9 protein-coding genes and 2 pseudogenes are annotated in these 13,914 nt (G+C 39.9%); 5 read left to right on the top strand and 6 right to left on the bottom strand.

The window, feature by feature from the left end:
* Positions 1-39 precede the first annotated feature (39 nt).
* The 3 genes from IOC57_RS08210 to IOC57_RS08200 are packed head-to-tail and all read right to left on the bottom strand — an operon-like array spanning position 40 to position 3,670.
* The gene (locus IOC57_RS08210; protein ID WP_207438258.1) at positions 40-1,152 is read right to left on the bottom strand and encodes a Ger(x)C family spore germination protein; all 1,113 of its coding nucleotides are present in this window, start codon (positions 1,150-1,152) and stop codon (positions 40-42) included.
* Positions 1,149-2,243, bottom strand: a complete 1,095-nt coding sequence (locus IOC57_RS08205; protein WP_207438257.1) for a GerAB/ArcD/ProY family transporter — start codon at positions 2,241-2,243, stop codon at positions 1,149-1,151. The genes IOC57_RS08210 and IOC57_RS08205 overlap by 4 nt, the downstream gene beginning before the upstream one ends.
* Entirely contained in the window at positions 2,240-3,670 is a 1,431-nt protein-coding gene (locus IOC57_RS08200; protein WP_207438256.1) for a spore germination protein, read from the bottom strand. Before IOC57_RS08200 ends, IOC57_RS08205 begins: the two co-directional genes overlap by 4 nt.
* Before the next feature lie 212 nt (positions 3,671-3,882).
* Between IOC57_RS08200 and IOC57_RS08195 the strand changes: the two genes are divergently transcribed.
* From IOC57_RS08195 to IOC57_RS26505, 5 genes and pseudogenes are all read left to right on the top strand, one after another.
* Complete coding sequence (locus IOC57_RS08195) at positions 3,883-5,409, top strand: spore germination protein (protein ID WP_207438255.1); 1,527 nt, start codon at positions 3,883-3,885, stop codon at positions 5,407-5,409.
* Between the two features lie 18 nt (positions 5,410-5,427).
* Positions 5,428-6,519, top strand: a complete 1,092-nt coding sequence (locus IOC57_RS08190) for a GerAB/ArcD/ProY family transporter (RefSeq protein ID WP_207438254.1) — start codon at positions 5,428-5,430, stop codon at positions 6,517-6,519.
* Positions 6,516-7,601 carry a Ger(x)C family spore germination protein gene (locus IOC57_RS08185; RefSeq protein WP_207438253.1) on the top strand — a complete coding sequence of 362 codons (1,086 nt, stop codon included), beginning with the start codon at positions 6,516-6,518 and terminating at the stop codon, positions 7,599-7,601. The genes IOC57_RS08190 and IOC57_RS08185 overlap by 4 nt, the downstream gene beginning before the upstream one ends.
* A 729-nt stretch (positions 7,602-8,330) precedes the next feature.
* Positions 8,331-8,873 (top strand): Rid family hydrolase, encoded by a 543-nt coding sequence (locus IOC57_RS08180; RefSeq protein WP_207438252.1) that lies wholly within the window; start codon positions 8,331-8,333, stop codon positions 8,871-8,873.
* Positions 8,874-9,114: 241 nt separating this feature from the next.
* Positions 9,115-9,400 (top strand): annotated as a pseudogene (locus tag IOC57_RS26505) (twin-arginine translocase subunit TatC); the annotation flags it as partial.
* A gap of 158 nt (positions 9,401-9,558) precedes the next feature.
* Here the strand turns inward: IOC57_RS26505 and IOC57_RS08175 are convergent.
* From IOC57_RS08175 to IOC57_RS08165, 3 genes and pseudogenes are all read right to left on the bottom strand, one after another.
* Positions 9,559-9,866 (bottom strand): annotated as a pseudogene (locus IOC57_RS08175) (IS3 family transposase); the annotation flags it as partial.
* Between the two features lie 236 nt (positions 9,867-10,102).
* On the bottom strand, positions 10,103-11,821 hold the full coding sequence (gene cysI, locus IOC57_RS08170) for an assimilatory sulfite reductase (NADPH) hemoprotein subunit (RefSeq protein WP_207438250.1): 1,719 nt from the start codon (positions 11,819-11,821) through the stop codon (positions 10,103-10,105).
* Positions 11,822-11,848: 27 nt separating this feature from the next.
* Positions 11,849-13,663, bottom strand: coding sequence for an assimilatory sulfite reductase (NADPH) flavoprotein subunit (locus IOC57_RS08165; protein WP_207438249.1), 1,815 nt, complete (start codon positions 13,661-13,663; stop codon positions 11,849-11,851).
* Positions 13,664-13,914: the final 251 nt, after the last annotated feature.

Raw genomic sequence — 13,914 nt, 5'->3', positions numbered from 1 at the left:
GAAACCTTCCCATTTGGAAGGTTTTTTTATTCTGACCATTCACTTTATCCCTCCTTTTGATCCAAAGTCTATGATCCTTATGTCCAATTCATAATTAATATCAGCTTTACTGAAAACTTCGTCCCATTTCTGCTTATTGTTTTCCCAAAATTCCGGATGCTGATTTTCCACATAACGATAAAATCCTGCTACCCCTGTTTTATATTCATGCTGTAATTTGTATACGATTTTCTTGACATTCTTCTCCACTTCCTCCTCGGCAATTCGCTCAGTCTTCTTTAAATAGGCCTCTTCAAATGAATTTTCCTTCCCATACCAATCTTCCGAAAGTCTTCCTGTGTAACCGATCTTAACATTTATCTTCAAATGATCCCCGTTCAATTCCGTCGTGATTTTCTTCCTTGTCCTTTTGATCACCTCCACACTTAAAGGCTTACCGTGTTGGACCGCATCGATTATTCCGCCTTTCACATTTCCATTCAACCAATTTAAAGCAGCGATATCTTCTTTATTCATTACCCCGACCAACTTTGAATTGTTGATCACCCCAGCACCCTCCAAAATTAATTTCCCTCTTCTAATATCAACGGCCTGAATGGCAAAGCTTCCATCTGATTGCAAGCTTGAGGAAGCTTTGCCCATTGTTAAAGGCGGAAAGATTTTATTCGTTCGCTTCACATTGTCTTTCAATTCATAAATTACATTCGAAGGGATCTCCCCATCGTCGGCTCGTCCCAAAATTTCTTTTGTCGGTCTCCTTGTTAAGAAAACAAGACAACTTCTCCTTGTATTGTTATCTCGTATGGACTGATTAATGATAGCTTCCATGGGTACTTTCTTTAATACATCTTCATTAATGAGCAGGATACGCTGATGATTGGTTAAAACCGTATTAGTTATGAGCAAAGAATCCCTTATTGCTTCATGCAACGTTTTGGCACTGACTGTAACATTCTTATATTTTAGTTGAGCTTGATTCTCGTGAACACTACTTCCTGGAGGTACCAGAATTTGCTGAGTTAACATAATTTCGTCTTTCTTTTTACTATTATCGACTCCCATTCCGACCACAATGGATAATTCTTCAATATTTCGACTATCCCAACAGCCTGTAAGCAAAGGAATAAGCAAGATTAACCATAATCTTTTCATCCGCTTCTTCTACTCCTTTTCACTTGAACGATTGCGAATGTAAAAATTGGCAAGCCAATCAATATAAAGGGAAATACATAGCCCAGCAAATCGCTCATTTTAAAAATCTCGATTGTATTTTTAGGGATTTTGGCGAGAAAAAAAATGATTGGAACCAAAACAATAAGGTTCGTTGAAAATGAATTGTTGAAAATTTTCGTCAGTCCTTCTGCTGCGAAGTAATAGTAAATTGCATGTGTACAAAAGAACTGAAGAATCCAGGTGATTAAGAGAAACAGCTCTAAACGCTCTATAAATATCCCTTTTACTTCATAAGATTGAATAAAAGATATGGTTGGCCATGTAACAGCTTTGACTTCAGGAACAGTAAGTGTAGCGACTACCAGGACATATGTAATCACATATAAAATCATCGGTATGAAAAAACCGATTAAAACGCCACTTTTTATCTTTTCTTGATTTTTAACGACGCCAAACAAAAAGATGAAAAGTTCAATTCCAAAAAAAGACAAAGTCCCGGAGCCCATTCCTTTCATTACAGGGAGGACTCCTTTTCCAAGAACAGGCTGCAGGTTTTTTATATCAACTACTTTTATACTGAACATATAAATGAACAAGACGATAACAATTGTCAGTGGTAGAAAAAAGACGCACACCTTTGCAATCGCTTTAATTTTGCCTGTCAAAAGATGGACACTTGCTAAAATCAATGTGAGCATCACTATTTCAATCGGCGTATTCTCCAACAAATAAAATCGGACCATTTCACTCATCGCAAGAACCTCAAAGCTGGCCACACCTATAAAGTACACCACTACGATCAACCCAATAATTTTGGAGAGCCACATTCCATAGGCTTCCTCCATGTATTTGTAATAGTTAGCCACCTTATGCTTTTTTAACAGTACAACCAATAAGCAGATGAAAAGGGCAATAGCGATCCCATTAAAAAACAAGACGATCCATCCATCGGATGAATTAATCTTTTCCGTTATCGTCCTTGGAAGCGTAAGCATCCCAACTCCTAACATAGCGCATGAAATGATCGAGGCCAATTCCCCACTAACAATTTTGCCGTCTGCTTGGCTCAAGAAAATTCTCCCCCTTTTTTCCGCTTCGGTAACCGGAGGAACGCGTCCTTCCAAGTCTTTTTACCGATAAAATCCGTCGGTTGAAAATAAGGTTCTTGAAAGCTAGTCAATTTCGACAAATGGCTGATAACGATGATAAAGAATAAAGTGGTCCCATATAGGCCTAGAACGGCGGAAAAAATCATCGCCCCGAACCTTAATGCCCTGAATGCCAGTCCAAAGCTATATTGTGGCACCGTAAAAGAGGTAATCGTCGTAATCGCAACGATTATGACCATGAGGGAACTCACAATATTCGCTTGAACGGCTGCCTGTCCAATAATGACACCACCAACCAATCCAACCGTTTGCCCAATGGGCGCCGGAAGCCGAATGCCTGCTTCACGAAGCAGTTCAATCGTCAATTCCATTATGATTGCTTCAACAAAAGGCGGAAATGGCACGTTATCCCTTGTACCAGCGATGGTCATCGCTAGTTCCGTCGGCAGCAATCCAGGGTTGAACGAAACCAAGGAGATATAAATTCCTGACAGAAAAACGGTAATAAATAAAGAAAAGTAACGAAGAATGCGTAGAAAAGAACCCGCTACCCACCTTTCATAATAATCATCAGGTGATTGCAGCAGCATCGTAATCGTCGAAGGTGCCATCAAAGCAAATGGCGAGCCATCAACCATGATGACCACCCTCCCTTCCTGTAATGCCGCCAATACTTTATCCGGACGCTCCGTATTCTGCATCTGTGGGAAAGGACTAAAAGATGTATCTTCAATTAATTCTTCAAGCATCCCAGAGTCTTGGAGATCGGTAGCCTTTACTCCATTTAGCCGTTTATTCACTTCTTTTAACAAAGAATCGCTTGCTTTTCCTTGATAATAGATTATGGCAACTTCCCGCTTTTCAAGCGTCCCGAACTTCTGTTGTTTGACGATTAGATTGGGATGGTTTGAAAATTGCCTTATCAAGCCGATATTTTCCTGGAGACTTTCGATAAACCCAAGCTTCGGTCCACGGACAACCCTCTCTGTCGAAGGTTCACCCAGTGTACGAATTTTCTCCTTTTCCAGATTCAAAACATAACCATCTGCCATTCCATCTATAAATAAAAGGGTTTTCCCGTCAAAAATATGTTCCTTGGCTTTTTCGTATGTATCGACATCTTGTTCCCTGACTGAACAGATTTTGGAAATGACCAGCTTCTCGATGGAAACTGGGTGCCCTGATTCGACCTGTCCAGCGGATAAATCCAGGACTATATCATTGAATGCAGGATAATCCATCGTTCCATTGACGAATACAAATAATCCTGAAACTTCATAACCGGGAATGAATATCCGTTTAAAAACTACATCGTCCTGCATATCCAATTCAGATTTCAATTTTTCCTGCTTTTGATCCAATCTTATATGCAAGGGTTTACTTTCCATGGTGAACTCCTTTGCTTAAATGCGTTTTATTGTATCAGTTTCCTCTATTTTCATTTTTTTTATTCGAACAGGAAATAGTGACAGCTTTTATACCAAGGATCCTTATAATGTATTCCCTTTCCTAAACGAGCACCCTTAACAATCCCAAATGGTTAATATGTAATTAAATTGCAAATGCTAGAATAACAAGCATTAGTTTAGAGGTGACAGCATTGTTTAACCGTGGAAATTCAAAAAAAAAAACCAAGCAACCAAACGATAAAAATGATGAATTAAATAATGTTTCGGATGTAAAGGATTTATTCAATACCCTTTCTTCATCCAATGATTTCATAAACCATCAAGGAACATTTAATGGTGTAGGCTATTGGATTTCTTTTTATCGTTCCTTAATTGATGCACAGGAACTTCATAAAAGTGTTCTTTCTGTCATACCAACTCTGGAAGCGCTAAATTTGGAGCAAATGAAAGAAAACATTCCTATAGAAAATACACTTATCACCAGTACCAAGGTTGTAATCGAAGAAAGGATCATGAGAGGCGAAATTGCCATACGTTTAGATACGAATCTTGATGAATGCCTATTAATCAATGTTGCGGCCCAACAAGGAAGGCAAGTTGAGCAGCCTGAACTTGAATTTGGAATCATAAGTGCTCAAGAAGCTTTTGTCGAGGATATTGATATTAATCTGAATCTAGTCAGAAAAAGACTGCCTATCCCTGGATTGCAAGTAAGTGAACAGACTGTGGGATCGTTGTCTAAAACGAAAGTGGCGGTTTTATCTATAAAAGGGATCGTTGATCAGGAAAATGTCGATAATGTTATCCAAAGGATCAATGACGTAGAGTTTGATGAAATATTGGACGGCTCCAATCTCGCGCAATTGCTTTATGATGATTCGAATACCTTATTTCCCCTTTTTTTAAATACGGAAAGGCCTGATCGCATCGCAAGTGCATTGACTGAAGGTAAAGTAGCTATGTTAATCGATAGGTCGTCTTCTGCACTTATTACACCAACCATTTTGTTGGAATACTTTATAACCATGGAAGATTATAATATGCCATGGGTTCCGGCATCTGCCTTCCGCTTATTAAGGATATTCGCGGTTGCTTTTTCGATATTTGCCACCCCTATTTATGTAGCGGTGCTGACTTATCATTATGAACTGATACCTAAAGATCTTTTGGAAACAATCGTCACTTCAAGAAACTTAATACCTTTCCAGCCTTTGATCGAAGCCTTATTCTTGGAGATCTCCATAGAGTTATTACGTGAAGCGGCTGCCAGGCTGCCAACTAAGGTAGGCCAAACATTAGGTATCGTCGGCGGTATCGTTATCGGTCAAGCTGCCGTTGTAGCCGGTTTGACCAGTAATATCTTATTGATCATCGTTGCCCTCTCAGCACTGGCATCTTTTGTTACGCCTATTTATAAAATGGGTAATGCCATTCGGTTACTCCGGTTCCCCTTTTTAGTGGGGGCCCAAATTTGGGGGCTGCTCGGGATTACGATAGCGGCCGTGTTTTTGATGACCCACCTCATCAAATTAACGTCGATGGGACACCCATACCTTGAACCGATATACCCATTTCGCATGCAAGATTGGAAAGACAGCTTTGTTCGGCTTCCCTTAAATCTTTTCAAGCGGAGACCTGTAAATTTACGTCCTGATGATATATCCAGACAGCCACAGCCCAAAAAACCAAGAATCAAAAAAAATGATTTTAATGAATGATTTTAATGAGGGTCCTATATGAACCAAGCGGGAGTAAATGAAAAGTATAAGGTCTCACCGTTCTATGTGTTTTTTTTAGTACATTCCATGCAAACAGGAGTAGGCGTTTTAAGTTTTCAAAGGGTTTTAGCGAAGACAACGGGTACAGATGGCTGGATTTCGATATTATTAGCCGGCCTGGTCGTTCACATATTAATTTGGGTCATATATAAAATCTTCAGTATCGTCCCTGGGGATATCATTTCGGCCAATAATCATGCATTCGGAAATTGGATCGGGAATTTCTTCAGTCTATTATTCATACTCTACTTTTTGATTCTAGGAATGACTATCATGATTAGCTATATAAATGTCATACATGTATGGATGTTTGAAGAAGTGGGTTCTTGGGCGTTCTCCTTGGTTTTCCTGATCCTGATTTATTATATAAATACAGGAGGGTTCCGTACTATTACCGGTATTGCCTTTTTAGGCTCCATTTTGACATACTGGCTTTTATTTGTCCTATTCTATGCAATGAAATACTCTGAATTCACCAATTTGCTTCCTGTTTTCCATCACACTCTATTGGATATATTGAAAGGAACCAGAAGTACTTCATTAACGATGCTTGGTTTTGAAATGATCCTTATGTTTTATCCGTTCATCAAAGATGCTAAAACTTCACAAAAATATGCTCATGGAGGGGCATTAACAACAACCTTAATAGCCGTATTGGTTTATTTGGTTTCAATTGTTTTTTATTCACAAAAACAGTTGGTACTGACTGTTTGGCCGACGCTGACAATGACCAGTATTGTCGAATTGCCCTTTATACAACGATTTGAATATATAGACGTTTCTTGGTGGGCCATCGTCATCATTCCCAACATGACCATCGCTCTGTGGGCTGCAAGCCGAGGTTTCAAGCGTTTATTCAATGTTCAGCAAAAGTATCCATTATGGGGGATGTCCATTATCATCCTGCTTATCAATATATTCGTTTTTGATGTTGATACATTAGATATATTGAATAAAATAATCAATCCATACGGCGTACTCTTCCTTGTTTTATACTTGCCTCTTCTTTTGGCCGTCATTTATATAAAGAAAATGAGGAAACGTTTATGAGAAAATTATTTCTTTTTATATTGGCTTTCCCCCTCCTTTGCAGCTGTGCCGAGCCAAGGGTGGTTGACGAAGTCAATATGTCCCAAGCCATTGGCTACGATATACTAAAGAATGATCATATCGAAGGAATGTTCGTCATCCCTATCTTCCAACAGGATAAGATGGGTAAAAATCAAATTTTAAGTGGAACATCGACTACAACGAGTGATGTCCAGGCTGTCGTTTCCAAAAAAGCGGATAAGCCGGTATTGCTAGGACAGACACGCATCGTTTTATTCAGCGAGAAAATGGTTCGTGAAATCGGAATGACTGAACTCACCGATTATCTCTACCGTGAACCACAACTTGGAAACAGGGTCATTTTGGCTGTCGTTGAAGGGAAGGTCAAGGATGTAATCAATACGAAACCACCAAATACGAATGTGAATATAGGAATCTTTTTATCGGATTTGATTAACCAACAGAATGAAACAGGGAACGGACCGGATACTAACCTCCATCTTTTTTTAGGAAACTCTCTAGAAGCTGGCGGCGATTCGTTTCTTCCTTTAATTAAATTAATCAATCATGAAGTGGCCGTTTCTGGAGTTGCCCTATTTCATGAAAATAAGATGGTCACGAAAGTTCCAACGGGTGATATGTTCATTTTTAAGACATTAGTTCAACATCATAAGCGGGGAATATACAAATTCAAATTAAAAGACAAGAAGAAAAGCGATATCGTAGTGGAAAGTATCCGAAGCGGTTCAAGTTATGAGGTATCTGAATCAGAGAGTAGTCACTCGATCACGATTAAGATCAAAATCAAAGGACAAATCAAGGAATCCATGCGAAGTGACAACCTTACCAATAGAAAGATGATAAAAAAAATTGAAAAGGAAATGGAAGATGATTTAACCAAGCAAGCAAACCGACTTATTACTGATTTTCAGAAAAAATCCCTTGACCCGATTGGCTTAAAGGAAAAATATCACGCCAAAAATAAAAAAATGACCTATGAACATTGGAAAAAGATTTATCCGAAGATGGACATTAATATAGAAACTACAGTTAACATCATCCAAACCGGGGTCTCTGAATAAGTTAATTATAGAAATACTGCTTACAGACTGTCAGTAAGTAACCAGACCACTGAACATATCTCTAAAACAAAAAACATGGGTCCCCTTGCCAACTTGCATTTCCAGGAAAACATTCCTCTCCCAGGCCGTCGAGAAACTCTCGACAGCCTTTAATACTTCAATTCATTGGGGCGAACCTTTTAAGGGTAAAGTAAAAGTCTATATGTATATCAATTTTTACGGTGAAGATGGTTGAGGGATAAGATCATCAATTGTTGTCGAATGTATTAAACATTAGAACACTACTACCTTTTGCCTCGGAGCATATGGCAGGCCCTAATTAGGATTACTTATTCGTTTCAAAATGATGGTCAGCGGTTACTTATCTGGAATCCGAAAAGTGACTGGAACGAGAGATTCAAGTAATCCAAATACAAAAGTTACCCCTTATTATCGGTGCTTTCGCTCACAATTTTGTCAAGTGTCTGGTGAAAACCAATCTTGGGATTCATTGAACACGCACTTTACAATGAAAGCGGATGGATTGAATATTCTTCAGCTATTCGTAAAAACTACTACATATTAAATATGCTACAAGGTAGAATTTCATCTTGCTGGTGAACAACTCAGTTATTTAACTTGGATGGCAGATGCTTTTGAATCAGTAAGAAATTATAAAAGAAGGTAAGGTCACTTCTTAAGAAACTGAGCTAACCTATCGATTTTTTTCTAAATAAAGGAGCTGGCTTTATGAAAAAAACTTTGAAATCCATTATCGCTACTTCTGTAATAGGTATAAGTGTAATCATGGGATTCTCCTTTGCTTCCGCAAGTAGCGAAAAAGATGAATTGAACTCTGGAAAAGTGACTTTCTTTGGGTCCCCAACTTCTGCGATTTCCAGTTCAGTTGCTGTACCTCAAAGCTATAACCAATTATCGTTTAGTGGAACAGTAGCTCCGCTTTTAAAAAAAGATGGAAAAACTATTTATGAGAGATATGGCAATACAGAAAGGCAGGCAATCGGAATCTTAGAGAGATTAAAAGCAGATTTGAAAACAAAAGGACTTTCCCTCGCTGATGTAACCTATCTGCGTGTGTATGTCGCACCAGATCCAAATAAAGAAGATACACCAGACTATCAAGGTTGGTTTAATGCTTACGCTCTGTTTTTTAACACAAAGGAAAATCCAGTCAAAACAGCTCGATCAACAGTAGGAGTGGATAGTCTGGTTTCTCCTGATTATCTGATTGAAATTGAAGCAGAAGTAGCCTATAAAGGTAAGGTAAAATAAGTAGTTAGACGATTGAAGTGAATGTTATGTTTCAAAATACCTGTGTTCAGGGCTATTTATCATTCTAATCCTTGCACTTGTGATTTTTGGTCTAAAAAATCACCTGACATCGGGAATAGCTTTTGGACGAACTTTGAACTAAAAGTGTAACCAAAGGGTTAGTTAATAAGGATAAAGTGGAAGAGGAAAAAATCAGAGTTAACGATTGTTTATAGCAGGAAGTTTTAAACGATGAGCAGTAGATAAATACCTTCGTTTCCTTATTAACCTGATTTTACCGTTCGGCTTGTTATTTGAGATGCGTTGCTCGTGATATTTTTAGCGAGACTGGGGATTCTAAAATCTGTGAGGGGAAGATAAAACTCACTTATTTATCCTCATTGTCGTATCAACTATTAACAACTCCTCCAGATTTCATCTCGGATATCCTGCTCATCATTCCTTTATTGGTTCTTTACGAACCGAGTGTCACAATCTCCAAGATTGTTTATAAGCAGAATCAAGTCAACCAACTACCATGTGATTAACCGAATTTACTATAGTGGAACTGGATTCCTGCCTCCAAAGTCCCTTCTATCATAAAGTGAAGGAATTGAAAAATACAAGCCGGAAAATTTTAAAAGAAAAAGAGACAGGACATATTGAACTGTTACCAAGAAATTAGACAGTTTATAAAAAGGACCTTTTAAGCAGCTAGTAGATCACCTCGGTACTGTTCTGGGGTCATCTTTTTTAATCCCCATTGATAGCGAGTCGAGTTGTAATACTCCATATAGTTTCCAATTTCCCATCTTAATTCAGCTACCGTTTTACATGTAGTGGCATCTATTTCATCTTTGAAATGACCAAAGAAGGACTCCATTGGTGCGTTATCTAAGCAATTTCCTTTGCGCGACATCGACTGAGTGAATCCAAGTTCCTTCACTCTTTTGCGGTATTCAGGATGTGTGTAATGTATACGCCTTGGTCAGAATGAAGAAGCGCCTCAGGGTGGACGTTTCCGCCCAATGAAGCCATTAAGCAGTCTAAGGTCTTTGATTGTTCTCTAATTGTTTACGCTGAAATTCTGTAAATTGAATTTTCCTCATTGTATAATCCCCGTTCTCCTCATTTGATTTAATTATAACGGGTTTATTGCAAAAGAACACAAAAAACCCGAATAATGGACTTTTTTATAAGTGTCCATTATTCGGGTTACAGTTCATATCCCCTGTCTCTTTTTCGATTAATCAATCATGAAAATTCATACCATCCGTCACTTCTTTAACAATGCCAGCATTGATGACAAAGTCCCCGAAATGCTCTCCTTGCTGCCTTTCTTTCGCATAACGGGAAAGAAGTACACGCAGCTCTTTTACTATCTCCTCTTCACCGATGTTTTCACGGTACATTTTGCTTAATCGGCTTCCGTCGAATGCAGCACCGAGATACATATTATATTTGCCAGGCGCCTTACCGATAAAACCAATTTCCCCCAGTGCATGTCGGGCACATCCATTCGGACAACCGGTCATGCGAATCGTAATTTCTTCGTTCCTCAGTCCATTTTCATCAACGATGGTCTCGACTTTATCAAGCAGAACCGGCAAGTAACGCTCTGCTTCAGCCATTGCCAACCCGCATGTTGGAAGCGCAACGCATGCCATCGAGCTGCGTCGGAGGGCCGAATGATGTGCACCATCCGTCAAACCGTACGTTTCAAGCAATTCTATGATCTTTTTCTTTTTCTGACTTGACACATCTGCAATGATCAGGTTTTGATTGGCCGTCAAACGGAAATCACCCGTATGGATCTTTGCGATTTCTCGCAAACCGGTCATCAGCTTGTAATCATTGATATCGGCAATTCGTCCACCCTCGACAAATAGTGTGAAATGCCATTTTCCTTGCATGCCTTTTACCCATCCATAGCGGTCACCATTATTATCAAAATGATAAGCTCTCGCTTCCTCTAGCTTCCATCCTAAACGATTTTCCAATTCAGCCTTTACTGGTTCGAGCCCAAGCCTGTCAACCGTATACTTGAACCGTGCATTTTTCCGTACGGATCGGTTTCCGTAATCCCGCTGAATCGTAATGACTTTTTCAGCCACATCCAGTATTTTGTCCGGCTGGCAAAAGCCGATTACCTTGGCTAGTTGGGGATATGTCGCCTTGTCACCGTGTGTCATTCCCATACCGCCGCCGATCGCCACATTAAAACCAACGAGTTTTCCATTTTCAACAATTGCTATCAAGCCAAGATCTTGGGAATAGACATCAATGTCATTAGATGGAGGGACTGCAATGCCTATTTTAAACTTCCTTGGCAAATAAAGCTTTCCATACATTGGTTCAATTTCCTCCAATTCAGGAGTGCCGACCACTTTTTCTTCATCCAGCCATATTTCATGGTATGCCCTTGTACGCGGCAATAGATAATCACTCAATTTTTTCGACCATTCATACACTTCGGAATGGATTTCGGATTGAAATGGAATCGAATTGCACATTACGTTCCGGTTTACATCTCCGCATGCAGCGATTGTATCCAACATCGAAGCATGGATTTCCTGGATGGTTTTTTTCATATTCCATTTTAAAATACCATGCATTTGAAACGTCTGTCTTGTTGTCAATTTCAAGGTTCCGTTACCGTGTTTCTGAGCAAGTTCATCCATAACAAGCCATTGAGAAGGCTGTGCAACCCCGCCGGCCATACGGACACGTAACATAAACTGATAGGCAGGCTCCAGTTTTTGTTTTTGACGCTCATTGCGTAGATCCCGATCATCCTGCAAATAGCTGCCGTGATGTTTCATAAGTCGATTGTCATCATCCGGAATTCCGGCGCTAATCCGATCCTGCATCACTTTTTCGAGTGTACCTCGCAAATAATTGCTTTTTTCTTTAATTTGCTCAACATCACTAGGTGGTCCTTCTGGTGCTTTCAATAGTGGGTTCACCATGTTGTTATCTCCTTTTCGTCCAAAATTTCAGTACACATCACGTTGATAGCGTTTATTCTGTTGCATTTCTTCAAGATAAGCTTGCGCATCAGCATGACTCATATTGCCTTCTTTTTCAATGATCTCAATAAGCGTATTATGGACGTCATGTGCCATGTTTTTCTCGTCACCGCAAATGTATAAAGCTGCCCCTTCTTGAATCCACTCGTATAATTCCCCGCTGTGTTCGCGCATCCGATTTTGAACATACACTTTTTCATCCGTATCACGTGAAAAGGCAACATCCATTTTCGTAAGTACACCTGTTTTCAACCACTTTTGACATTCAGTCTGATAAAGGAAATCCGTCACGAAATGCTGATCTCCGAAAAAGAGCCACGTTTTCCCTTTCGCTTTCAATTCTTCGCGATCCTGGATAAAGGATCTAAACGGAGCAATACCCGTTCCAGGTCCAACCATGATAATTGGAGTGTCTGGGTTCTTCGGCTGCTTGAAGTTCTGGTTATGCTGAATGTAAACGGGCAGCAAGTCCCCTGGCTGTAATCTGTCCGCACATAAAATGGAGCAGACACCTTTTCTTTCTCGACCATGACTTTCATACCGGACAGCCCCGATTGTCAAATGCACTTCATCCGGATATGCGGATAAGCTACTCGCAATCGAATATAGACGGGCTGGCATTTTCCGGAGTATTGATACGAACTCTTGCGCCGATTCACCCCAAGAACCGAAATCACGGACAAAATCAAGTAAATCACGGCCTTCACGATATTCTTTTAATCTTTCTTCATTACCAGGCATTAGAAGTTCCTTTATATCCTCGTTTCCTGAAAGCTGGGCCGCTTGTTCAATGAGCGATTTCGTCAAAACCGTAATTTCAAAATCGGAGATGAGCGATTCCCTAAGCTGACGAAGTTCTCCCTGCTTATTGACCTTCACGGTTTCTTCAGGGTCCCAATTGAGTTCCATAAGAAGCATATCCACTAAATCCGAATCGTTTTTCGGATAAATCCCAAGGCTGTCACCAGGTTCGAATGTAAGACCTGAGCCCTCTAGAGATAACTCAAGATGATGTGTCTCTTTATTGGAGCCACGGCCGTTCAAATTTATATTTTCCAGCACTTCCGCTTTAAACGGATTTGTTCTCGAATACGTTTGTTCACCTACTGAAGCTATCGCTGCGGGAACTGCAGCAACAGAACTGCCTTGCCCATCATTTAAACTAGAAATGACTCCTTCCAGCCATTCTCCAGCAGGCTCATCATAATCAAGGTCACAGTCCATTCTCGGAAATAACCGTGCCCCGCCAAGTTCCTCCAAGCGTTTATCGAATTGTTTTCCCGTTTCGCAGAAAAACTCATATGAGCTGTCACCAAGCGCCAATACCGAAAAACGGAGACCTTCAAGGTTTGGTGCCCTCCTGCCATGAAGGTATTCATGGAAAGACAATGTATTATCCGGCGGATCACCTTCTCCATGCGTGCTAACGGCAATCAGGAGATTTTCGATTTTTTTCAAATGGTTGACTTTAAAGTCACTCATGGATGAAATGGTAACCTGAAAGCCATTCCCCTCAAGCTTACTCGCTGCATTTTCTGCCAGCCCTTGAGCATTGCCCGTCTGTGAACCATACAGAATGGTCACCTCTTTTGATACTGTCTTCCCGCCACTTTGAGTTTCCAATACCGGGGTGTCCGCTGCCATCATATTCGAAACTGACAAAGATGCAGTCAGATAACCGCTCAACCAAATTTTTTGTGTTTCTGTCATGCTAGGCAGTAGGCTGTTAAGGAGCTCTGCCTGCTCTTGATTAAAGGGACTGTTACTTACCTGAAGTTGCACGATTTCCACCTCACAAAGGGATATTAACTTATCTTAGTTGACTACTATGTATAACGAGTGGGTTTAAACATTTTTTCCATCCATAAATAAATTAACTCGTTTACTCCTATAGACCAAGTCGGTTTTAATTGCAAAAAAATTTAAAATACAGTCATATAGGTTCATAGCACGCAACAAATAAAAAAATTAGGTTATAAAGGATAATAGATTTCCCCAGCCTATACGCTTCCTAAAATAAGTTTCTCATTAAA

Source organism: Bacillus sp. SD075, assembly GCF_017355165.1.
Taxonomy (GTDB): Bacteria; Bacillota; Bacilli; order Bacillales; family DSM-1321; genus Peribacillus.
Note: the sequence above shows the minus strand (reverse complement) of the source record. Positions and strands in the feature narration are given on the sequence as shown.